The sequence below is a fragment of the Streptomyces sp. R-74717 genome, from assembly GCF_047305335.1.
GTDB classification, from domain to species: Bacteria; Actinomycetota; Actinomycetes; order Streptomycetales; family Streptomycetaceae; genus Streptomyces; species Streptomyces atratus.
In genome coordinates this window covers 2491710-2513535 of sequence record NZ_CP102361.1, presented here as the reverse complement: position 1 = coordinate 2513535, position 21826 = coordinate 2491710, and the positions used below count along the sequence as shown (strand labels likewise).

At 68.5% G+C, this 21826-nt stretch carries 19 protein-coding genes and 1 pseudogene; 14 read left to right on the top strand and 6 right to left on the bottom strand.

All coding sequences use genetic code 11. The annotated features are described in order from the left end of the window. The first annotated feature begins 393 nt into the window (after nucleotides 1-393). The 6 genes from NRF20_RS11330 to mnhG are packed head-to-tail and all read left to right on the top strand — an operon-like array spanning nucleotide 394 to nucleotide 6886. The gene (locus NRF20_RS11330) at nucleotides 394-3321 is read left to right on the top strand and encodes a Na+/H+ antiporter subunit A (protein ID WP_398629776.1); all 2928 of its coding nucleotides are present in this window, start codon (nucleotides 394-396) and stop codon (nucleotides 3319-3321) included. Beyond that, nucleotides 3318-3923, top strand: coding sequence for a Na(+)/H(+) antiporter subunit C (locus NRF20_RS11325; protein ID WP_398629777.1), 606 nt, complete (start codon nucleotides 3318-3320; stop codon nucleotides 3921-3923). Before NRF20_RS11330 ends, NRF20_RS11325 begins: the two co-directional genes overlap by 4 nt. Next, nucleotides 3920-5575, top strand: a complete 1656-nt coding sequence (locus NRF20_RS11320) for a Na+/H+ antiporter subunit D (protein ID WP_398629778.1) — start codon at nucleotides 3920-3922, stop codon at nucleotides 5573-5575. The genes NRF20_RS11325 and NRF20_RS11320 overlap by 4 nt, the downstream gene beginning before the upstream one ends. Beyond that, the gene (locus NRF20_RS11315; protein ID WP_398629779.1) at nucleotides 5572-6195 is read left to right on the top strand and encodes a Na+/H+ antiporter subunit E; all 624 of its coding nucleotides are present in this window, start codon (nucleotides 5572-5574) and stop codon (nucleotides 6193-6195) included. Before NRF20_RS11320 ends, NRF20_RS11315 begins: the two co-directional genes overlap by 4 nt. After that, on the top strand, nucleotides 6192-6536 hold the full coding sequence (locus NRF20_RS11310) for a monovalent cation/H+ antiporter complex subunit F (RefSeq protein ID WP_398629780.1): 345 nt from the start codon (nucleotides 6192-6194) through the stop codon (nucleotides 6534-6536). Before NRF20_RS11315 ends, NRF20_RS11310 begins: the two co-directional genes overlap by 4 nt. Then, entirely contained in the window at nucleotides 6533-6886 is a 354-nt protein-coding gene (gene mnhG, locus NRF20_RS11305; protein ID WP_398629781.1) for a monovalent cation/H(+) antiporter subunit G, read from the top strand. Before NRF20_RS11310 ends, mnhG begins: the two co-directional genes overlap by 4 nt. Nucleotides 6887-7000: 114 nt before the next feature. On the opposite strand, the gene NRF20_RS11300 is transcribed toward mnhG, so the two are convergent. Further along, nucleotides 7001-7819 (bottom strand): DUF6597 domain-containing transcriptional factor, encoded by an 819-nt coding sequence (locus tag NRF20_RS11300; protein ID WP_398629782.1) that lies wholly within the window; start codon nucleotides 7817-7819, stop codon nucleotides 7001-7003. 73 nt (nucleotides 7820-7892) lie between these two features. Here NRF20_RS11300 and NRF20_RS11295 point away from each other — a divergent pair, with 73 nt between their 5' ends. The 4 genes from NRF20_RS11295 to NRF20_RS11280 all read left to right on the top strand — a co-directional run bounded on the left by NRF20_RS11295 (nucleotide 7893) and on the right by NRF20_RS11280 (nucleotide 10880). Continuing rightward, nucleotides 7893-8468 (top strand): TIGR03086 family metal-binding protein, encoded by a 576-nt coding sequence (locus NRF20_RS11295; protein WP_398629783.1) that lies wholly within the window; start codon nucleotides 7893-7895, stop codon nucleotides 8466-8468. Nucleotides 8469-8647: 179 nt separating this feature from the next. Next, a complete protein-coding gene (locus NRF20_RS11290; protein ID WP_398629784.1) occupies nucleotides 8648-9241 on the top strand; it encodes a DUF5994 family protein in 594 nt (197 codons plus the stop codon). A 60-nt stretch (nucleotides 9242-9301) separates the two neighbouring features. Next, the gene (locus tag NRF20_RS11285) at nucleotides 9302-9775 is read left to right on the top strand and encodes a DUF5994 family protein (protein WP_398629785.1); all 474 of its coding nucleotides are present in this window, start codon (nucleotides 9302-9304) and stop codon (nucleotides 9773-9775) included. A 262-nt stretch (nucleotides 9776-10037) separates the two neighbouring features. Continuing rightward, nucleotides 10038-10880: a hypothetical protein gene (locus NRF20_RS11280; RefSeq protein WP_398629786.1), complete on the top strand. Its 843-nt coding sequence runs from the start codon at nucleotides 10038-10040 to the stop codon at nucleotides 10878-10880. A 149-nt stretch (nucleotides 10881-11029) separates the two neighbouring features. Here the strand turns inward: NRF20_RS11280 and NRF20_RS11275 are convergent, their stop codons facing one another. Beyond that, a complete protein-coding gene (locus NRF20_RS11275; protein WP_398629787.1) occupies nucleotides 11030-12019 on the bottom strand; it encodes a hypothetical protein in 990 nt (329 codons plus the stop codon). A 414-nt stretch (nucleotides 12020-12433) separates the two neighbouring features. Between NRF20_RS11275 and NRF20_RS11270 the strand changes: the two genes are divergently transcribed. The 4 genes and pseudogenes from NRF20_RS11270 to NRF20_RS11255 all read left to right on the top strand — a co-directional run. After that, nucleotides 12434-12898, top strand: coding sequence for a hypothetical protein (locus tag NRF20_RS11270; protein ID WP_398629976.1), 465 nt, complete (start codon nucleotides 12434-12436; stop codon nucleotides 12896-12898). A gap of 10 nt (nucleotides 12899-12908) precedes the next feature. Next, nucleotides 12909-14387 (top strand): hypothetical protein, encoded by a 1479-nt coding sequence (locus tag NRF20_RS11265; protein WP_398629788.1) that lies wholly within the window; start codon nucleotides 12909-12911, stop codon nucleotides 14385-14387. Beyond that, nucleotides 14384-14980, top strand: coding sequence for a hypothetical protein (locus NRF20_RS11260; RefSeq protein ID WP_398629789.1), 597 nt, complete (start codon nucleotides 14384-14386; stop codon nucleotides 14978-14980). Before NRF20_RS11265 ends, NRF20_RS11260 begins: the two co-directional genes overlap by 4 nt. A 487-nt stretch (nucleotides 14981-15467) precedes the next feature. Continuing rightward, nucleotides 15468-16980 (top strand): annotated as a pseudogene (locus tag NRF20_RS11255) (UvrD-helicase domain-containing protein); the annotation flags it as partial. A gap of 128 nt (nucleotides 16981-17108) precedes the next feature. Here NRF20_RS11255 and NRF20_RS11250 read toward each other — a convergent pair. The 4 genes from NRF20_RS11250 to NRF20_RS11235 all read right to left on the bottom strand — a co-directional run bounded on the left by NRF20_RS11250 (nucleotide 17109) and on the right by NRF20_RS11235 (nucleotide 21764). Continuing rightward, nucleotides 17109-18638 carry a helix-turn-helix domain-containing protein gene (locus tag NRF20_RS11250; protein WP_093893507.1) on the bottom strand — a complete coding sequence of 510 codons (1530 nt, stop codon included), beginning with the start codon at nucleotides 18636-18638 and terminating at the stop codon, nucleotides 17109-17111. Nucleotides 18639-18925: 287 nt separating this feature from the next. Beyond that, nucleotides 18926-19549, bottom strand: a complete 624-nt coding sequence (locus NRF20_RS11245) for an RraA family protein (RefSeq protein WP_398629791.1) — start codon at nucleotides 19547-19549, stop codon at nucleotides 18926-18928. 239 nt (nucleotides 19550-19788) lie between these two features. Next, complete coding sequence (locus tag NRF20_RS11240) at nucleotides 19789-20130, bottom strand: hypothetical protein (RefSeq protein WP_413752514.1); 342 nt, start codon at nucleotides 20128-20130, stop codon at nucleotides 19789-19791. Nucleotides 20131-20492: 362 nt separating this feature from the next. Beyond that, nucleotides 20493-21764: an MFS transporter gene (locus NRF20_RS11235; protein WP_413752513.1), complete on the bottom strand. Its 1272-nt coding sequence runs from the start codon at nucleotides 21762-21764 to the stop codon at nucleotides 20493-20495. Nucleotides 21765-21826 lie beyond the last annotated feature (62 nt).

The window sequence follows — 21826 nt, the reverse complement described above, 5'->3', positions numbered from 1 at the left end:
TGACACATTGATATTAGTTGCACTGCAAGAATGGCAAGAAAGTGGGCTCACAAGCGCATCACTGATCAACTAAATCTCTGCCACCGAGCCCCGGAGGTGACCGGTTCGAACCGGTTCGGGCCGGTTCGAGTAGCGGGCCGGGTGATCGCGCGGGACGCTTGAGGCGTCCGTAAGGAGCCACGAACCGACCGAGGAAGGTCACCGGTGGGCGCCGACCGCCCCCGCGCCCTGCGGCGAGCACAAGTGAACCCACCGCGCCGAGCGGGGCGCGGCGCGCCGTACGGGTGAAGCGCGGTCGGGGATATATCTGTATTTAGTGCTCTTTGCCCTTAACGCATCGCCCAGGCCCCGGATGCCCGTCCGGGGCGGGCGCGGGACGCCCCCCGGGGCCGTATGACCGCGCTTATCGTCTGCCACTTCGTCCTGGCCGCCTGCGCGCGCCCGCTGGTACGGACGCTGGGCAGGCGCGCCTTCGTCGTCCTCGCACTGCCACCGGCCGCCGCCACCGTATGGGCGGCCACGCAGTGGAACACCGCGGCGTCCGGCTCCGCGGTCACCTGGTCGTGGCGGTGGATGCCGGCGTACGACGTCACCGTCGACCTGCGGCTCGACGCGCTCGCCGAACTGATGGTGCTGCTCGCGGCCGGAATCGGCACGCTCGTCCTGCTGTACTGCGCCTCGTACTTCACGGACGAGACCCCACAGCTTGCAGGCTTCGCCGGGAACCTCCTGGCGTTCGCGGGCGCCATGCTCGCCCTGGTCCTCGCCGACGACCTGATCTCGCTCTACGTGTTCTGGGAACTGACCACGGTCTTCTCGTACCTGCTGATCGGGTACGACAGCGAGCAGAAACACAGCCGCCGCTCCGCGCTCCAGGCGCTCACCGTGACCACGCTCGGCGGCCTCGCGATGTTCGTCGGCTTCCTGATCATCGGTCAGTCGGCGGGCACCTACCGGATCTCCGCCATCCTCGCCGACCCGCCCGGGGCGAGCCTCGCCGTCTCGGTCGCCGTGGTGCTGATCCTGTGCGGGGCCCTGTCGAAGTCGGCGATCTGGCCGTTCAGCCTCTGGCTGCCGAACGCCATGGCCGCGCCCACCCCCGTCAGCGCCTACCTGCACGCCGCCGCGATGGTGAAGGCCGGTGTCTACCTGGTTGCCCGGCTTGCGCCAGGCTTCGCCGACGTGCCGGTCTGGCGCCCCGTCGTGATCGTCCTCGGCGCGGCGACCATGCTGCTCGGCGGTTGGCGCGCGCTGCGCCTGAACGACCTCAAGCTCGTCCTCGCCTACGGCACCGTCAGCCAGCTCGGCTTCCTCACCCTGCTCGCCGGCGTCGGCAGCCGGGACGCGGCACTGGCCGCCGCCGTCATGATCCTGGGCCACGCCCTGTTCAAGGCCCCGCTGTTCCTCGTCACCGGCATCGTCGACCACGCGGCCGGTACCCGTGATCTGCGCAAGCTCTCCGGTGTCGGCCAGGCGTTGCCGCACGTCTGCACGGTCGCGGCACTGGCCGCGGCGTCCATGGCCGCACTGCCCCCGCTGCTCGGCTTCGCCGCGAAGGAGGCCGCGTTCGAGGCGCTGCTGCACGGAGACACCGCCGACCGCTGGGCGCTGGGCATCACGGTCGCGGGCTCGGCGCTGACCGTCGCGTACACCGTGCGGTTCCTCTGGGGCGCCTTCGCCCGCAAGCCCGGCGTCGAGGACACTCCGGTCCACCGGGTGGGCTGGGCGTTCCTCGCGTCGCCTGCTCTGCTCGCGGTCTGCGGGCTGGTGCTGGGACCTGGCGTCGGATGGACCGACCGGCTGCTCAGTGCGTACGCGGACACGTTCCCCCCGTCCGCGCATCCCTACCATCTCGCGCTCTGGCACGGATTCGGGACCGCCCTCCTGCTCTCGGCCGTCGCCCTGGCGGGCGGCGTGGTGCTCTTCGCCGTACGCACCACCGTGACCCGGCTGTCCCGGCGGATCGCCTGGCCGACCGCCGACAGCGTCTTCGGGCACCTGCTGCTCGGCCTGGAACGGCTCTCCCTCCAGCTCACCGGCCTCGTCCAGCGCGGCTCGCTCTCCGTCTACCTCGCCACCACCCTGCTCGTGATGCTGGCCGGCCAGCTCACCGTCCTCGGAGTGGACCGGCCCTGGCACGGGGCGGCCGCCCCGAGGGTCTGGGACGTCCCGCTGCAGGGCGCCATCGCCGTGCTGACCTGCGCGGCCGCACTCCTCTGTCTCACCGTCAGCCGCCGGATGAAGGCCGTGGTCCTGGCCGGGCTGACCGGATACGGCGCGGCGCTGCTCTTCGTCGTCCAGGGCGGTCCGGATCTGGCGCTCACCCAGTTCTGCGTCGAGACCGTGTCGATGATCGTGTTCGTGCTGGTGCTGCGGCGGATGCCGGTGCACTTCCAGGAGTCGGCCAGTACCTGGCGGCGTGCCGTACGCATTCCGGTGGCGCTGGCCGCAGCGGCGACGCTCGGCGTGGTGGTGTGGGTCGCTGCGGCCGCCCGCAGGGCCGCCCCGGCGGGCGCGGCCATGGTGGAGGAGACCGCCCACCACGGCCTCAAGGACGTCGTGGCCACCATCCTGGTCGACCTGCGCGCCTGGGACACGATGGGGGAGTCCGCCGTGCTCGCCGCGGCGGCGATCGGGGTGACGAGCCTGATCTATCTGCACCGCCGTACCGAGGGATCGTCACTGCGGGAAGAGCTGCACGGGCGTACCGCGTGGTCGCTGACGGCCCCCGAGATGACGGGACTTCCGCACGGCGACGAAGGGGCACCGGAGCGCAGCTGGCTGGCGGCCGGCTCGACGCTCGCACCCGAGCACCGCTCGATCGTCTTCGAGGTCGTGGCCCGGCTGCTGTTCCACCCGATCCTGGTGCTCTCGGCCTATCTGCTGTTCTGCGCCGAGAACATGCCGGGCGGCGGCTTCGTCGGCGGGCTCGTCGCCGGGCTCGCCCTGATCACCCGCTACCTGGCCGGCGGCCGTTTCGAACTCGCCGAGGCCGCGCCGCTGCAGCCCGGACTCTTCACCGGCCTCGGCCTGTTCATCTCCACCGGCGTCGCCCTGCTCGGCCTCGCCGAGGGAACGGTCCTGCACGCCTGGACCCACCACGGCCGGCTGCCCCTGATCGGCGAGTACCACCTGGGCACCCCGGTCCTCTTCGACTTCGGCGTCTATCTGCTGGTCCTGGGCGTGGTGCTGGACATCGTGCGCGCCCTCGGCGCCAAGATCGACCGGCAGATCGAGCGAGCAGCGGTCGAAAAGGCAGCCGCGGCGAACACCGCCACCCCACCGGGAACAGCACCCGGGACGGGAGGAACGCCCGGATGACGGTCAGCTTCTCGCTCCTGGCCACCGCCGCGGTGCTGTGCGCGGTCGGCGGCATCCTCATGCTCACCCGGCCCCTCACCCGCATCCTGCTCGGCGCGGTGATCGCGGGCAACGGCATCAATCTGCTCGTCCTCGCCGCGAGCGGATCGGCCGGCCGGGAACCGCTCCTCTACGGCGTCCCGCTGGGAAGGGTCACCGACCCCCTGCCGCAGGCCATCGCGCTCACCGCGATCGTCATCACCCTCGCCACCACGGCGTTCCTCCTCGCCATGGCCTACCGCAGCCACCAGCTGACCGGCACGGACGAGGTCCACGACGACCTGGAGGACCGGCGCATCGCGCTGCGCTCCGAGGTACTGGGGGAGCGGGACGAGCTGCGTGAGCGGTACCGGGCCGCCCCGGACGTCACGGACGAGGAACGCGCCCGGTACCGCGAGGAGCGCCGCCGCCTGAGGGCCAGGCTGCGCGCCGACCGCGCCCTGCAGGCCCGCGGCCGGTACGCCACCGGGGACCTCTGGCACGACGTACTGGGCGCGGACCCCGCGGACTACGCCCAGCAGCAGGACCACCCCGCCGGCGCCGACCCGGGAGCCACCGGATGAACGCACTCGTCCCCCTGCCGGTGCTGCTGCCGCTCTGCGCCACCGGCCTGAGCCTCGCCTTCGGCACCCGGCTCAAGCAGGTCCAGCGCCTCATCAGCGTCGCCGTGCTCAGCGCCGTACTCGGACTCTCCCTCACCCTGATGATCGTCGCCGACACCCGCGGCCCGCTCTCCGTCCACCTCGGCGACTTCGCACCACCGCTCGGCATCACCCTGGTCGCCGACCGGCTGTCCGGGCTGATGCTGACCGTCTCCTCCGCCATCACGCTCTGCGTGCTGGTCTACTCCCTGGGCCAGGGCATGGCCGACCGGGACGAGGTAACACCCGTCGCGGTCTTCCACCCCGCGTATCTGATCCTGGTCGCCGGGGTCTCCTGCACCTTCCTCGCCGGTGACCTCGTCAACCTCTATGTCGGCTTCGAGATCATGCTGGTCGCCAGCTTTGTCCTGCTCACCCTCGGCGGCACCGGACCCCGCGTCCGCGCAGGCTCCACCTACGTGATCATCTCGCTGTTCTCGTCGATGCTGTTCCTCACCGCCATCGCCATGACATACGCGGCGACCGGCACCGCCAACTTCGCCCAGCTGGCCGGACGGCTCGCCGAACTCCCGCTCGGGGTACAGACCTTGATCCAGTCGATGCTGCTCACCGTCTTCGCCATCAAGGCCGCCGTCTTCCCGCTCGCCGCCTGGCTCCCCGACTCGTATCCGACCGCGCCCGCACCCGTCACCGCGGTCTTCGCCGGTCTGCTCACCAAGGTCGGTGTCTACTCCATGCTGCGTACGGAGACCCTGCTCTTCCCCGGCAACCGGCTCGGCGACCTGCTGATGGCCGCCGCACTCGCCTCGATGGTTGTCGGCATCCTCGGAGCCGTCGCCCAGACCGACCTGAAGCGGCTGCTCTCCTTCACCCTCATCAGCCACATCGGCTACATGGTCTTCGGTATCGGCCTCGCCACCCGGGACGCTTACGGCGGCGCGATCGTCTACGTCGCCCACCACATCACCGTCCAGACCACGCTCTTCCTGGTGGCAGGGCTGATCGAACGCCGGGGCGGCACCACCGAGCTCACCCGGATCGGCGGACTGGCCAAGGCCGCCCCGCTGCTCGCCGTCCTCTTCTTCGTACCCGCCATGAACCTGGCCGGCATCCCGCCGCTGTCCGGATTCATCGGCAAGCTCGGGCTGATGCGGGCCGGTGTCGCCGACGGCAGCGTCTGGGCGTGGATCCTCGTCATCGGGTCGGCCGTGACCAGCCTCCTCACGCTGTACGTGATGGCCAAGGTCTGGAACCTGGCGTTCTGGCGGGCCGCGCCCCCCGGGCAGGCCGCGTACGGCACCGTCCTGGAGTCCGACTCCGACGAGGACGACAACGACGCCGACGAGGGCCCCGACCACATCCCGGGCAGCGGCGACGAACCCGTCCGCCCCCGCCATCAGCCCGCCGGACGCGCGGTCGCGGCCACCCTGCACGGACACGCCGTCACCACCACCACGAAACTGCCGCGGCCGATGACCGCGGCCACCGCCGCAGCCGTCGCCCTCGGACTCGCCTTCACCGTGTTCGCCGGACCGCTGACCTCCTACACCGACCGCGCGGCCGCCGAACTCCTCGCACGCACCCCCTATGTCGAGGCGGTGCTCGGCCGGTGAAACGCCAGATCAAGCCGTCCTTCCGGAACAAGGACCTGCCGCCCTTCAGCTGTGAGTTCGGCGGGCGGGGACGTGTGCTCGACGTCCCGCTGATCGCCTGGCTCACCCTCATCTGGGTGCTGTTGTGGTCCAGCCTCAGCTGGGCCAACGTACTGACCGGCGTGCTCGTCGCGGTCGCCGTCTGCCTGGCCTTCCCGCTGCCGCGGGTCGACCTCGGGCTCCGCCTGCACCCATGGGGCATCCTGATGCTCGCCGGCTATCTGTTCTACGACATGTACACCTCGGGTGTACGGGTCACCCGGCAGATCTTCGTCGACCATCCGCACCGGGCCGCCGTCATCGCCGTACCGCTGCGCTGCCGCTCCGACCTCATGCTCGCGGCCACCGCCGTCGCCGTGTCGAATGTGCCCGGCGGATCGGTCGTCGAAGTGCGCCGCGCCACGGCCACCGTCTTCCTGCACGTCCTCGACGCGGACAGACCCGCCGCACTCGACGCGGCGCGGCACTCCGTCTGGCGGCTCGAGGAGCTGACGGTACGGGCCTTCGGCACCCCCGACGAGATCGCCCGCGTCGCCGAACCACCGCCACCGATCAGGTACGACAGGGGGGAGGGCGCATGAGCGGGCCGGAGTCCGTCGACCGGGTGCTGCTCACCGCGGCCGTCGTCTTGATCACCATTGCCGGAGCGGGGCTCCTCACCCGGATCTGGCGAGGCCCCTCCATGCTGGACCGGGCCATCTCGCTGGATGTGTGCGCCGCCCTCATCATCGCGGGTCTCGGCGCCAAGTCCGCCTTCGCGCGCGACCCCTTCTACTTCCCGATCATGCTGGTGCTGGCCTTTCTCGGGTTCACGGGGTCGGTCGGCATCGCCCGCTTCATCGCCGCACGCGACCGGCCGACGCTGCGGCGAGGTGCGGACGGAACCGAAAGCAGCGACGGACGCGAGGGGGAAGCCCGGTGAGTGTCTGGCTCCAGATCCTCGACACCACCGGCGCGGTGCTGGTCTTCATCGGTGCGGCCATCTGTCTGCTCGGTGTGATCGGGATGCTGCGGCTGCCGGACGTGCTGTCCCGCAGCCATGCCGCCACCAAACCGCAGACGCTCGGCATGCTCCTGGTCCTCGCCGGGGTGGCCCTGCGGCTGCGCAGCGGCATGGATCTCGCCACCCTCGCGCTGATCGGCTTCTTCCAGCTGATGACCGGCCCGGTCGCCGCCCACCTGGTGGCGCGATCCGCCTACCGGACCGGCCAGACCGGCCACAGTGAGCTGCTCTTCGACGAACTGGACGAGCAGCTGACCGAGGAGCGCTGACCCTCTCCCGCTGTCAGCAGTCGTGGTGCGCCGCACTCCGGCCGAGAGCGGGCGCGGTTCGGTACGGGGGACATCGGTGCCGTCCGGCGCCCTGAATGTGAGGCGGGATGACGGTCAGCGCGTCGGGGTTCGCGCGGCCCGGCGGGTGTACTGGTCCGGGGAGGTGCCCACGGCGGCGGTGAAGTCACGGACGAGGTGGGACTGGTCGCTGTAACCGAGTTCGGTGGCCAGTTCCGCCCAGTCGATGGACGCCCGGCGCATGGCCGCCTCCGCGGCTTCGTGGATCCGGCACCGGTTGATGACCCACTTGGGGCTGAGGCCCACATGATCGGCGAACAGCCGTTGCAGCTTGCGCGTGTTCATGCCCAGCCGATCGGCGAGATCGCCCACTCGGGTCAGCGACCTGTCGGCGACGATGAGGCCGACCACGGCGTTCAACGGCCCGGTCTCGGGCAGCGGTTGTGCGTCCAGGGAACGGAGGAGGTTCTCGACGACGGCCGTCGACCCGTTCACGTCGTCGGCCCCGGCCAGCACACGGGCCGTGTCGTCGGCCTCCGCGCCGAACACGGCCGACGCCGCGAACCGCTGCCCGGCTACGGCGGACACCCGGCCACGCAGGAAGGGCCGGAATCCCGCCGGCCGGAATTTGACGCCGAACACCTGGCCACGGCGCTCCAGCCGCCGCACGAACTCGTGCGGCGAAATGGCCTCGATCGTGGCGGCACCGGCCTCGAACACCAGATGTACGGCAGCGTGCGGGATCACGCGCTGTTCGTAGGACTCCCCGTCCGGCATGTCCCAGCGAACGACCCAGTAGCAGTCGACTGCCCAGGCCAGGTCGGGCGAGGGCAGGTGCCGGGTCAGCTCGAAGTGCTCGAATCCGGTGCGGGGGTCGACGATGCCGCGGGTGTCCTGATCGGTCGGCCGGGTCACGGAACCATGCTAGCGAGGCCGCGGTGTCGTGTTTCTTCAAGACTGCTTTCCCGGCCCCGTCTAGGCTCCGGCCATGAGTGAAGTCGATCTCCTTGCGGGTGTGCTGTCCAAGACCGGCGACGTCATCGAGGGAGTCGGAGCCGGCCAACTCGGCCTTCCGACCCCGTGCGACGACTACGACGTCGAGGCCCTGATCAATCACATCGTCGGGTGGCTCCTCGTGTTCGAGGCCGGCGCCCAGGGCCGGTCCCACGACGCCGATGCGGCCGACCACAGTTGCGGCTCCGACCCCGCCCGCGAGTTCCGCGCCGCCGCGGCCGGCGTCGTCGAGGGCTGGGAGAAGTATGGCTTCGACCGCCAGGTCAGCGTCACGGGCGGCAAAATGCCGGGCGAAACGGTGTTCAGCATGACCCTCATGGAGTATCTGACCCATGGCTGGGACCTGGCGGTCGCCACCGGGCAGCCGATTCCCTACACCGACCAGGAAGCGGCAGAAGCCCTCGCCCGTGCGGAGGTCACCCTGCCGCCGCAGTACCGGGGCGAGAACCTGCCCTTCGGCCAGATCGTTCCGGTCGACGCGGACGCGTCGGCCGTGGACCGGCTCGTGGCATTCCTCGGACGCCGGCCGGTGCCGTCCCCGGCGCGGTAGCCGCTGCTCCCGGACACGGCCCATGGCCATGCGGCAGCGGAACGGCCAGGCTCTCAGTCCGGCCGGGAGTACCCTGGAGTCACCGAGGACAATCCGTGCGCCCGCTTTCAGGCTGGTGCCGCTCTCGGCGATTCACGACACCGGGCCGGTCATGACCGGCCCGGGGCAGGGTTCGCGTCATGACCGCGACCATTCAGTACACGTCCGCGGTCGAAGACCGGACCCCTTCTTCGTTGCCGCTCCGACTCATGCTGGCGCCCGCCGGCACCTCTCCGGCTCTGGTCGACGGTGCATGGTGGCCCCGCTCCCGCGACCTGACGGCGGAACTGCCGTCGCTGACGGCCGTACTGGATCCGTTGTGGGGCCGGATCACCCGGGTCACCGTGAACCCCACGTTCTGGCCGGTCGTCCCGCACAAGGTGCGCGTCGCCGGGCATCTGGTCCATGTCGGCTGGTTCAAGGCCGAACAGGACCCCCATAAGCTCCTGCTGCTCTCCTACACGACCGGTCGCTGGGACCTGCTGGTGGTCCCGCCGGAAACCGGCCCGGCCACAGCTGCCCGGCTGATGACCGCAGCCACCGATCCCTTGCGGGTTCTCACCGCGAGCGGTCTGATGCGGGAGGCGGAGTTCTTCCGGATCGCGGCCGAGGCCGACTGGGACTCGACCCGGGAACTGGTCTGGGACTCCGAGGGTGGCCAGGGCGCATCTCCCCGGATGCCGGCCGCCCGACGAGCCGTTCCCGAGGGAACGGCCCCGGGCGGAGGGGCATGAAGATCTTCGGCACCAAGGGTTGCCGGATCCAGCAGGTGATCTCCAGACAGGTGGCAACTCATGACTGCCGACGAACGTACCCCGGAGCTTCTCCTGCTCCTGGCGGACACCAGTGATCACCCGGTGCCTGGTAGTGCTGTTCTGCGGATGGAGACGACCTCCAGCCGGGCCGGGTTCTTCGACGGCGCCTGGTGGCCGCGCTCCCGTGACATCAAGAGCCAGTTGCCCGACCTGATCGACGCGCTGACGGTCAGGCTGGGCCCCATCGCGCGGGTCGGCCTCGACGCGAGTGCCTGGGACGAAGCCCCGGGACACCTGGTCATCGGCGACCGCAGGATTCGTATCGACTGGTCCGCAGTCGACGACAGCACAATGATCATCACCCGCGGCCATCAGGACCACTTCTCGTTCCTGGTGATCCCGCCGCAGGCCTCCGCCTCGGCCGCACACACCGCGATGACCATGGCCGTACGGGACGGTAACTGCACATCGGCGGAGCAGATTCTCGACGCCGCCGGCATCGTCGCCACGTAGCCGGGAGGCAGTACATGACAACGACCCCGGCAATAAGCGCCGGGGCCGCCCTTCCGGGCCGTGCACGTGAGCGTGCACCAACCCGAACCCCATGATACGCCTGGGGGACATTTACGTCATAAGGCGTCAATGGTGCGGACTGATGGGCTGAAGCGGCGCGGGCCCGTCATCCCCGCCCCACGTGCTGCTCCATGATGTGCAACACCGCCGCCCCGACCGGTTTCTCCCACGAGCGGGTGGTGCCCGCGACTAGCCTCCGAACATGCTGCGTATCGCCGACACCCGCACCGGTCACCTCGTGGAGATCCCCGCCGCACCCCGCCGCCTGCTGCGCAGCTGCGTCCATCTGCCGGCCATCGGTACCGGGGCCGGCCCGATGTACCTGCGTGTGCCGCTGGTCGGTGACGTACTGGCGCGCACCGCGGAGCTGAACGGTTTGCAGGTCGTCACGGTGCTCACCACCCCGGACCTGACGCACGATCAGGCCCGGGCGCTCGACCGCGTCATGACGGTGTTCGGCATCCATCCGCCCCTCGTCGTCGCAGGCCACCATCCGGACGGGGCACTCGGCGGCCCCGCCGACGTACACGTGGTCGCCCAGGGCACCGACACGGACGACGCCATGGGCGGGGTCCGGATCGATGTGGGGCAGGTCAGCACGGCGCCGTTGGACGAGGGCGTCCCCGACCCCGGCCACCTTCTCTCGCCGGATCTACCGGACGTACTCGTACCGGAGGTCGCCGATCCACTGGCTGTGCGCCTGCTGTTGCTCGGCCGCCCCTACGGCACACCTGTCACGGTCACCGGTGGAGCGCTGGCCGACGCCCGGCGCACACTGCGGCAGTGGCGCCGGCAGGTGGCCGACTGGGCGCAGGAGCCGTCCAGGCCGATCCCCGCCGACCTGCTGCGACAGTCTCATGCGGCGCTCGTCGACGATCTCGGTGTCGACGCCGTACTGGATCTGCTGGCCGACGTCGCGGGCCGGTCCGATGTGCCGGCGGGTGCCAAGTTCGAGACCTTCGCCCATCTCGACCGCGTCCTCGGCCTGGACCTCGTCCGCGACGTCGGCCGCCAGAGCGGCCCGGACCGGCCGACGCCCCGGTGAACAGGCACGACCAGCGGTTTCGGCGCCCCGACCGGGCGGAATGCCGATTCCCGGGACCAGGCGCATGGCCACGCCCAGGGCCGGCTCGTCCGGCTGCCGTGGAGGATCGTGATTCGGGGCGGGTCCTCCCAGGTCGTAACTGGTCCCGCTCAGGAGACCTTTACCGAGGCGGGCAGCGTGCTGGGCACGACGGGCTTGTTCTGGCAGTCGAGCGTGTTCGCCATGACGCGGGCCGAGTGCAGGAGGAGCGCGAGATGGTCTCGAACGTTCACACCGTCGGTGAGCGTGTCGGTCAGCTCGCCCGTCAGAGGGACTTCGCGCTCCTGTCCTGCCGGGGTGCCCGGTACCTTGCACTGCACGTAGACCTGGTATCTGGCTTCCCTGTATTCATCGGTCCCGTAAACGAGCTTCACGTCCGAGTTGACCTGCGTCAGACGAGGCTCCGAAATAATTCCGTTCTTGGTCCCTTTGTCGAAAGCGGTATCGAAAGGGAAGGGAGAAGGTTTGTATGTGAGGCCGATTTGCATCCCCGTGGAGATATCGGTCCGGATCATGCACATATTCGACTCGACGTACGGGGTTGGCTTACTCTCGGGAGTCCACTTCCGGACTTGATCACGGTGGCGAGATCGGGCATCGGCCAAAGAGGCCGGGCTCCTGAAACGCAGCTCTTCGGATCCTTCGACCCCACGGTCTATCTGTTTCAGCCCGGACGCGCCGAGCAGTTCCTGGCATGCCTTGCGCTGTGCGGCAGCCACATCCGCATCTGTTTCATCCGTCGTTTCCGAGCAGGCGCTCACTCCGAGAGCCAAGGAACACATCACGAGGATGTGGATAGGTGTAAGTGTCCTCATACGTCGCCACCCCCGGGCGTCGTCGGTGTCGCTGAGCCGTCCGCCCCTGTTGTACGCGTCCTCAGCCTTGTCCCTCAACTCGCGGACCTCACCGCTCTCCATGTTCCTTGAGTCACTGCATGGTTTCGTTGCCGAATTGTGTGTTGGCAGCGCCGCCGATGGTCTCGATGGCCAGAGGAAGAGCAACCACGTTTTGCGCGCGGCCTCGATAGCAAGCGCGATCCGGTGCACGGGGTTCGGCGGTGCCGTCTCCCGCAGCGACACGATGCCGACCCAGCGTTTCATGCCCCTCCCTCCGACCGGGCAGAGCGGAGGCGGTACCCACTTGGTAGCGCATCGGCACGCTCCCCCGCGGCACCGGACCCTCCCCACCCTGCTGTTCTCCCCTCCCGTTGTGCACCACCGACCGCGGCGGCCACAGCGGGACTCCCGAGCCAGGGTAGATCCCCAACTGCGCGTTGGGCAGGGGATTCGAGGGGTGCGGATCGTCCCGTCTTGCCCGTAGCGTGAGACCGGCAGGACACGGTCCGGAGGAAACGTCCCACAGTGCTGACCGGATCTGTCGGCCCTGTGGGTGCTGCAGTTCGGTGGTTGCCGTGCTTGCCCGCGGTGGCCGCGGTTTCCAGCCGCTGGTGAGACAACACCAACTACCTTGTAAGTAAAATGACTTCATTGGTGCTGGCTGGGGGGAATGCGACCATGACGTTCAACGACGAATGGGCAGCGCTGAAGGCCAATGCGGCTCGCCAGGTGCAGATGCGGCTCAACAGCACCATGTCCGGCTCGGTGGACGACGGCGATCTGGTCGTTCACCAGGACGATCTGGGCGCGGTCGGCAACGCTGCCTTCCGGCTTCACAGCGACCTGCGGAAAAAGGCGGACATCGCGGGTGCGGGTTTGAACAGGGAGGGCGCCGGATCCACCGCTCAGGCAGCCACGGAACTGTCGGCTCACAACTTCACCGCCGGCGGAGAGCTGATGACCACGCTGGAAGTGTGGGGTTCGCAGGTCAAAACGGTGCTCCAGATGTGCGCCCATATATCCAACCACCTCGATTACTCGAAGAAGGCCCACGCGAAGGATGACGATTGGATCGCAGCCGAGTTGACTCACCGGAACGGCTCGGCCGCAACGGTCTCCGAGCTCTCCAAGTACGCCAAGTAGCGGGACGGTTATGAGCACGTTCACGTACACGGATCTTCAAGAGGTGGACCTCGGCAAGCTGGCCGCGGCGTCCGTCGACTGGAAAACGATGGTGGCCGGACTGGAGCAACTCCGCACCGACGTGGACGAAGGACTGGTGCCTCTCTCCGACGCGGCCCGGTGGGCCGGCACCAACGCGGGGGTCACCAAGGACTTTGTACGTAAGGCAGCGAAGGAGTTCGACGATCTCTGCCGTGAGGCCAAAAGCATCACGAGTATCCTGGACGACGCGCACAGCGAGCTGACCGTCATCCAGAAGCGTGCCGGCGAGATCGCCGCCGAGGCACGCAGGGGTGATCCCACCCGAATGCCTCCCGATTCCGGCCTTGTGGTGACGGACCCCGGGGACGGCACGGTACGGGTCATCGAAGCGGTCTGTACGGCCGAGGGCCCCACCCAGCGCACCAGGGATCTGATGCAGTGGTACGCCGATACCCTCACCGGACTGGTCTCGCACGCCGCCGAGATCGACGCATCCGTCACCCGGGCACTGAAGAAGAGCCACGGAGGCGACCCGCACAACGCCGGGCATGCTTCATACACGTCTCTCGACGAGGACATGGTGCCCCGGGCGACCCGGCTTGCCGCGCTGGGTGACGACGCCGACCCGAAGCAGCGGGCGGAGTTGCGGCGGCTGTGGCAGTCCTTGAGCCCGCAGTCCCGCGCGGAGCTCTGGAACGCACACAGGGACGACCTGCTGGCGGCCGGGCTGCTGAGCCCCACCACCAAGAGGGCGGCTCCGGACGAGGGATCCGGAAAGCACGGCGCGGAGTCCCCGGGCTTCGACGAACGGGTGACCCGCGAGAAGGTCAGGATGCTCGCCGAGGGAGCCGACTGGAAGGGCATGGGCGACGCGTCACGGCACATGCAGCACTACCTGGACAACAATGGCGAGCCGCTCGATCTGCCCGTGGACAAGATGATGCACGATGACGAGGGCTTCCAGACACACATCGCCCAGACCGTCCGGGACCACCAGGACGTCTGGCGCGAAGAGGCGCTGGCGGAGTTCCACAGGAACGGCGGTCAGCCGGTCGCCATTCCGGTGCAGACGAAGAACCACGACTACAGCTTCCCCCAGAGCACCGACGAGAACTGGTACTTCGCTGTGGGGTCGACCAGGTCGAATGTCACCGGTGTCGTTACCGTGGTTCCAGGGCCTGGCGGCGAACCGGAAGTCGGGCTCGACTACCAGGCAAATGCCTGGGACCGTTACAACTGGGACGAGGGCAAGGCCGTGGACATCGGACCGCTGCACATTCCGGACGGGCAGATGGCCAGGCTGCACACCACGGGACTGGCCCAGGAGTACGACATGCAGGGCAGCAGTTCTGTCAAGCACTACGATCTCGGGTCCAGCGCACCCAATGGCGGCCCGCTCCCGTCGCCGGACGAGCCGGGCCGTGACGGTGGCCGGACCGATCCGGGCCGGGAGGGCACGTACCGTTGAGCAGCTCGCGCACCACCCACACCCGGCAGTCCTCCCTGCGGCCGCTGCTCCTGGCTCTCGGCGTCACCGTCGTGGTCGTGGTCGGCGGGATCGTGGCTTTTTCTGTCCTGTCCGACAAGTGGCTGTCCGACGCAGCGAAGAAGGACAAGAACTGTTGTTGGGAACAGAGCGCCACACCGGTCGGCATCAGCGAGCGGATCGGTATTCGGATTCCTCAGGGCGCGGTGGACCGGCGCGCCGCTTTCAAGAGCAACTCCCGTTACGACACGGGCATCCTGGCCTTCACCCTGCCCACCGACGAGGCCGACGGCTACGTCGGGCGCCTGATCGACGCCGACACGAGGATGGCCCCCAATGTGGCTCCCAAGCCGGACGCCTACCAGGGTGACGCGCCGTTCACCCACCTCGGTCTCCCCGAGCCGGAGACGCTCGCCTCGAATCTCGGGCGCTCTTCGGTGTGCCCGGAGGACACCGAGACCGTCGAGGGGAAGTACCTCCGCAACTGCGTCGACGTCTACGCCCACGAGTTCGAGCCGGGCAGTACGCGCATCTACATCCGGTCACACATCGAGGCGGGGAGCAGCGGCAGCTGATTCAAGCAGTGTGTGAGGGCGTCAGGTCTGCCCGAAACTGCCTCAGTTCGAGGAACGCCATGTGGGCATGGCCGGGCCGATCGGTGGTCGGTGCATGACCGGGTGCCCGTGGGGAAGACCGTACGGGCGGAACTCGACCTGCCACGGCCGTCCGTAGTCCCTCGCAGGGGAGCTGGGCCTGCGGTGCCGTCAACGGCCCCTTCCGGCCCGCTGCCTCTATAGGCTGGTCCGACGGGCGGCGACGCGCAGCGAGACGGGGAGGGCGGCAGGGCAACGAGATGGGCGACCTGGAGGGCAGCGGCTTCCGGCGGTCGACGGGGCGGGAGCGGACCGTTGGGTAACAGCGGTACGTCGTCGACTGGGAGAAGGACCCGCTCCCGGCCGTGCACAACCCCGTGGAGATCGGCTCGGACGGATTGCCGGCCGGCGTCGAGCTGGAACAGCCCGCAGACGAGGTGGAGTCGCAGGCCGCGGCGTTTCCGTTCACTTCGGTCGCTGGAAGGTCTTCCTGCACCCGACGCAGCGCAAGCTCGTGGACCGTACCTACAGCGGCTCCGCCAAGGTCGGCGGCGGTCCCGGCACGGGCAAGACCATCGTGGCGCTCCACCGGGTCAAGCACCTGGTCGACCAACTGCCCCCCGGCCATACCAAGCCGGTCCTGTTCACCACGTTCAACAAGAACCTCGCCGCCGACCTCCGTGCGCGGCTGCTGTCCCTCGGCGGCCTCGACACGCTGGCCCGCGTGGAGATCGTCTACGTCGACCAGTTGGCGACCCGGGTCGTACGGGAGGCCGACCCCGGCAGTGCCAAGCGGCGCATCGACGACGGCCAGGCTCTGCGCGAATGGCGTCAGATGCTGGTCGAAGCCGGCGAGAGCCGCTGGGAGGCCGAATTCCTGAGCGACGAGTGGAACCAGGTGGTCCTCGGCCAGGCTGCTCACACCCGCTCCGACTATTTCCAGGCCCGCCGGGCCGGACGCGGACGCAGCGTGAACCGTTCCGAACGGGCCCAGATCTGGCAGCTCACGGAACGCTTCACCCAGCGCATCGACCTCAAGGGCCTGGAGACCCACCGACAGGTCGCCGAACGCGCGGCTCGGCTGGAGATCGCCCGTAAGGCCAAGATCGACGAGGCCCAGCAGACGAAGGACGACAACGGCGGCCTCGGCAACATCCACGTCGAATCTGGCACTGGCGCCTGGCTGCGCTACCGCTACCGCTACCGGCACATCGTCGTCGACGAGGCGCAGGACCTGAGCCCCGCACACTGGAAGATGCTGCGGGCCATGGTCCCCACCGGACCCGACGACATCTTCCTCGTCGGCGACACCCACCAGCGCATCTACGACAACCAGGTCACCCTCGGCAGCCTCGGCATCAACATCCGCGGCAGATCGGCCGAACTCACCCTCAGCTACCGCACGACCCGCGAGATCCTGGGCTCGGCACTCGGCGTCCTGGACGGCACGGAGTACGACGACCTCGACGGCGACACCGATTAACTGCTCCGTGCTGCACGGCTTGCGCCCCACCCTGCGTTCCGCGCGGAGCTGGGAGGAGGAGCTGGACCTGGTGGCCGACCAGGTACTGGCCTGGCACGACGTCCCCCGCGAATCGGTGGCGGTCTGCGTCCCCACGAACGACATGGTCACTCAGGTCGCCTACCGGCTGAAGCAACGGGGCATCGAGCCGACCGAGATCACCCCGGAAGGCCCGAAGAAGCCTGAGGGAGTACATATCGGCACCATGTACCGTTTCAAGGGCCTGGAATACCAGCGCATGATCAGCGCGGGCGTCTCCGAGGGCCTGGTCCCACGGGCGTCGGTGGACCAGTGGGAACGTACCGACCGCACCCGCCACAAGCGCGAACTGCAGCGCGCCCGCTCGCTGCTCTTCGTCGCGGTGACCCGCGCGCGGGACGCCCTCGCGATCTTGTGGAACGGAGAGCCGAGCCGTTTTCTGACGCCCCTGCGGGCGGCTGTCACCGATCGGAACCAGTGACCGCCACACCGCAGGACGTTGGAGCGGGATCACGCGTCGGGACGCTGCCGGAGCACATTCGGTCCAGCATCCACTCCGGCAGATCGTTACGCGTGGTGGGGTGCAGTGGCCCTTCGGGCAGGACCCGTTCAGATGTCCCGGAAGATCTCGATCTGCGCGCCCACGGAGTTGAGCCGCTCCGCCAGCTCCTCGTAACCGCGGTTGATGACATACACATTGCGCAGTACGGAGGTGCCTTCCGCCGCCATCATGGCGAGCAGCACCACCACGGCGGGCCGCAGCGCGGGCGGGCACATCATCTCGGCGGCGCGCCAGCGGGTCGGGCCCTCGACCAGTACCCGGTGCGGGTCCAGGAGCTGCAGCCTGCCGCCGAGGCGGTTCAGATCGGTGAGGTAGATGGCCCGGTTGTCGTAGACCCAGTCATGGATGAGGGTCTGGCCTTGGGCCGAGGCGGCGATGGCCGCGAAGAAGGGCACATTGTCGATGTTGAGCCCGGGAAACGGCATGGGGTGGACCTTGTCGATCGGCGCCTCCAGCTTGGAGGGGCGGACCGTGAGGTCGACCAGCCGGGTACGGCCGTTGTCGGCGGCGTACTCGGTCGTACGGTCGCAGTCGACGCCCATCTCCTCCAGCACCGCGAGCTCGATCTCCAGGAACTCGATCGGCACCCGGCGGATCGTCAGCCGGGACTCCGTCACCACGGCGGCGGCGAGGAGACTCATCGCCTCGACCGGGTCCTCGGAGGGGGAGTAGTCGACGTCCACGTCTATGTGCGGGACGCCGTGCACGGTCAGTGTGGTCGTGCCGATGCCGTCCACGCGTATGCCCAGTGCCTCCAGGAAGAAGCACAGGTCCTGGACCATGTAGTTGGAGGATGCGTTACGGATGACGGTCGTGCCGTCGTGCCGGGCGGCGGCCAGCAGCGCGTTCTCGGTCACGGTGTCCCCGCGCTCGGTCAGCACTATGGGACGGTCGGGCGTGACCGAGTGGTCTATCTGGGCGTGGTAGAGCCCTTCCGTCGCGGCGATCTCCAGCCCGAACCGGCGCAGCGCGATCATGTGCGGCTCGATGGTCCGCGTACCGAGGTCGCAGCCGCCCGCGTACGGAAGCTTGAACGAGTCCATCCGGTGCAGCAGCGGACCGAGGAACATGATGATGGAACGGGTCCGGCGGGCGGCGTCCGCGTCGATGGCGTCCATGTCGAGCCGGGCCGGCGGGACGATCTCCAGATCGACTCCCTCGTTGATCCACCTCGTCCGCACGCCGATGGAGTTCAGCACCTCCAGGAGCCGGTAGACCTCCTCGATGCGGGCCACGCGGCGCAGCACCGTACGGCCCTTGTTGAGCAGCGAGGCGCAGAGCAGTGCCACGCACGCGTTCTTGCTCGTCTTGACATCGATGGAGCCCGAGAGCCGGCGCCCGCCGACCACCCGCAGGTGCATGGGCCCGGCGTAGCCGAGCGAAACGATCTCGCTGTCGAGTGCCTCACCGATGCGCGCGATCATCTCAAGGCTGATGTTCTGATTGCCGCGCTCGATGCGATTGACGGCGCTCTGACTGGTGGCGAGCGCCTCGGCGAGCTGACTCTGTGTCCAGCCCCGGTGCTGACGGGCGTCACGGATGAGCTTGCCTATGCGTACGAGATAGTCGTCTGACATGACGAAAGGTTATCTCAGATATGAGATGGGACCTGTGGCGGGGTGTGGTGTTCGGGTGACGGCTGCGTGTGGAGGCACGGCAGTTACGCAGCCTGATGTGCGTGAAAGGTGCGGCTACGGGTGCACCGTGCGTTCCATGGTCCACCCGGATCGCCGCGACGGCGCGCGGTGTACGTCCATCCGGGGGGACGGGCGTCGGGCTCGCCCCGGCCCCACTCGCCGGGCCGGGGCGAGGCCGGGGAACGGCGCAGGCCTGACGGAAGCCTGGCGTCGAATCAGCCCTCGAATCAGCCCTCGAAGCCGCCTTCGGCCAGGATCTTGTCGATACGGGCGCGATGCGCTTCCTCCCACACATCGAGGGATTCGCCGGCCTCCTTGGCCAGCTTCTTCCGGGCGTCGAGGAGTACCTGCTCCCGGCGGGCGCGGGGAGTGACCGCGATGCCCTCTTCGTCGGCCACCACGATGTCGCCCGCGTCGACGCTCACGCCGCCGCACCGCACCGGGCCGTTGAGCGGCTCAACGGCCTTCTTGGCGCCAGGGACGGGGATGACTCCCCTGGCGAAGACGGGAAAGCCCATCTCGCGCACCTCGGCGAGGTCACGGATCACCCCGTCGGTCACGAACGCCGCGATCCCGCGGCGCTGAGCGACGGCGCACACGTTTCCTCCGGCGAGTGCGTAGTCGACGTCACCTGCCTCGACGACGATGACCGAGCCCGGCTCCGCGCGGTGGACGGCCGCGTGGAGCATGAGGTTGTCGCCCGGAGGGCACCGCACGGTGAACGCCGGGCCGGCGACGCGCGGGATCGAGGGCCACAGGGGGCGGATGCCGATGTCCATGACCTGCTCGCGGCCCAGGAGATCGGCGAGGGTGGTCGGGGAGATGTCCTTGAACTCGGTGACGTCGTTCATGTTCCTCCTTCGTCCGGGCGCCCGTACCACCGATGACGGCACGTTCCCGCGCCGCCGCGGGATCGATATGTTCATCGGAAGAAGAGGTGTGCGGCGGCGAGACTAGCGGGCGCGGCGCAGCCGTGCCTGTCCTTTGACAGTGAAGTTAGTCGTCTTGGTCGCGCTGACCTGCCACGACTGAGTTGGTTGGCAAAAGATCACGTGAGATGGGCCGCGGTGCCGACGGTCACGTGGGCAGGTCAGTCCCAGTCGGACGCTGGCTGATCGACTCGGCCGCCTGTGTGCGGTGTGGGGATGTAGTCCTTCGCACCGTCGGGCAGTTCGGCGACACATGCCGACGAGCAGGCGCTGACCAGCAGAGGAAGCACGTCGGTGGCCACGCGTAGCGAGATCCATACCTGATGGAATCCGCTCTGTGCGATCGGATGGTTGCAGACACTGCAGCGATGGATGGCGATGATGCCCCATCGCCGGGGATCCAGGTTCTCCGGATCGAGGTCCGCGACGGAGTCCTGGGCAGGCTGAAGCCTTGGGAAGGGTGGCCGCAGCTTCTCGTTGCCGAACAACGCGCGCGTGCTCACGGTGCTGCGGGTCAGCTTCTGGCATCGGTGAGAGCCGCCGCTGAAGATGAGACTTGACATGCCCTCTGACCTGGCCACTGTTGATTTGATGAATATCTAATCGAGGCCATTCCGGGGCATGGGAAATGAGAGTGGAGCTGACCAGGGGGTTCTCGCTGCGTGTGAGCTCAGATCGCCATCACGCCGCCGCTTTTGTCGTGGACGATGGCCTGCCACTCCAGCACCGGGCAGGCGGCGACCAGCAACGTGTCCAGCCCGTCCACGCCACTCCCTTCCGGCTACATTTCCGCACCGGCTCCATTCGAGGGGCCATTTTCGACGCCCCCGCCATCGGGCAGGGGCGTTGCTCGAGATGGTCTGTTTCAGGATGCCTTTTGGTCGGCGGGCTTCTCGATCTCGGTGGTCACCCGTGCCCCTCGGAAGAGCACCGGGAGCCACAGGAGACATGCCAGCAGGGGGACCGCGGCGTAGGTGGCCATGCCCACACTGGAGCCCAACCCGCCCATGAGCGCGCCGAGGACGAGATAGCCGATGCCGATGAGCGCCGACTCCACGAATGCGATCACCGACAGCAGGCTCGCCCGGTGGCGCGACGGCACTGCCTCGTTGAACACGTTGTCCACGATCACGGCGGTGATCTCGGGAATTCCGACCAGGACCAGGAACGCGGCGATGGTGACCCAGACAAGGCCGAGGCCGCTCAGGCCGAGCGCCACGGCGAGCGTCAGGAGAGACACCGGGACGATGACCCGATACCCGATGCGCCGGTCCGCGCGGTCCGACAGCAATGGAGTGAGCCCGCCTGCGAAGAATCCCGCCGATATGACCACGCTGACCAATGCGGTGCCCGCTCCCTGATCGGAGAGGGTCTTCTGCGTAAAAATGATGTACGGCGTCAAAGTCGCATGCATCAATCCGGACACCACGACAAGCGTCACGAGCGCCGGCGTGGCGACCCGAAGCATCGCCCGCCATGCTGTGGCGTCGCCGTGCTCCTCCTCGGCTCCGTCCTGCTCGTCCACCGCGTCCGCGCCGCGGATCTCGGGCACCCGTGACATCAGCACCACCACGGCCAGGACGAGGCACGCCGCCGAACCGACGTAGACGACTCCCCAGGAAATCTGCTGCAGTTGGCCGCCGAAGACGATGGCGGCTCCCGAGGTGACCGTCCCGAGCATGGTGAACCGGGACTTGATCTTGACGTAGCTGGCCGTTGCACCACGACGCACGAGCAGGTCGTACAGCAGGGCGGTGTCCGAACCGGACACACATGCCATGCCCACGCCCTGCCCGATGAACAGCGCCAGGAACACCCAGTAGTTGGAGAACGCCACCTGACCGAGCAGACATCCAGCTATCAGCACCTGGCCGATCACGATGCTGGCACGCCTGCCGATTCGGTCGGCGATGACTCCCGTCGGCAACTCCGCAAGTCCGCTGACCAGGTAGAGCAGTGTCTGCAGTAGGGCCACTTGCCCGGCGGAGAAGCCTCGCTGATAAAGGAAGAGGACGAATACGCCGCGCTGGAACAGCGTGTTGGCGAGCACGGCGTATACGTAGAACGGGCGCGTGACGCTTCGTGCTGCATTGTCGACTGCAGCCGACCCGCCAAGGGCCTCCGTGGTGCCGGTCATGCTGCGGGCTCCCCCTGGTGACTCCGGTGATCATTAGTGTTGGACCTCCGCCGCCGAGATGA

Bases quoted from the DNA above. Each gene is read 5' to 3' on its own strand.
- NRF20_RS11330 (WP_398629776.1), top strand. From the start codon at position 394: ATGACCGCGCTTATCGTCTGCCACTTCGTCCTGGCCGCCTGCGCGCGC.
- NRF20_RS11325 (WP_398629777.1), top strand. From the start codon at position 3,318: ATGACGGTCAGCTTCTCGCTCCTGGCCACCGCCGCGGTGCTGTGCGCG.
- NRF20_RS11320 (WP_398629778.1), top strand. From the start codon at position 3,920: ATGAACGCACTCGTCCCCCTGCCGGTGCTGCTGCCGCTCTGCGCCACC.
- NRF20_RS11310 (WP_398629780.1), top strand. From the start codon at position 6,192: ATGAGCGGGCCGGAGTCCGTCGACCGGGTGCTGCTCACCGCGGCCGTC.
- NRF20_RS11295 (WP_398629783.1), top strand. From the start codon at position 7,893: ATGAGTGAAGTCGATCTCCTTGCGGGTGTGCTGTCCAAGACCGGCGAC.
- NRF20_RS11290 (WP_398629784.1), top strand. From the start codon at position 8,648: ATGACCGCGACCATTCAGTACACGTCCGCGGTCGAAGACCGGACCCCT.
- NRF20_RS11285 (WP_398629785.1), top strand. From the start codon at position 9,302: ATGACTGCCGACGAACGTACCCCGGAGCTTCTCCTGCTCCTGGCGGAC.
- NRF20_RS11280 (WP_398629786.1), top strand. From the start codon at position 10,038: ATGCTGCGTATCGCCGACACCCGCACCGGTCACCTCGTGGAGATCCCC.
- NRF20_RS11275 (WP_398629787.1), bottom strand. From the start codon at position 12,019: ATGAAACGCTGGGTCGGCATCGTGTCGCTGCGGGAGACGGCACCGCCG.
- NRF20_RS11270 (WP_398629976.1), top strand. From the start codon at position 12,434: ATGACGTTCAACGACGAATGGGCAGCGCTGAAGGCCAATGCGGCTCGC.
- NRF20_RS11265 (WP_398629788.1), top strand. From the start codon at position 12,909: ATGAGCACGTTCACGTACACGGATCTTCAAGAGGTGGACCTCGGCAAG.
- NRF20_RS11250 (WP_093893507.1), bottom strand. From the start codon at position 18,638: ATGTCAGACGACTATCTCGTACGCATAGGCAAGCTCATCCGTGACGCC.
- NRF20_RS11245 (WP_398629791.1), bottom strand. From the start codon at position 19,549: ATGAACGACGTCACCGAGTTCAAGGACATCTCCCCGACCACCCTCGCC.
- NRF20_RS11235 (WP_413752513.1), bottom strand. From the start codon at position 21,764: ATGACCGGCACCACGGAGGCCCTTGGCGGGTCGGCTGCAGTCGACAAT.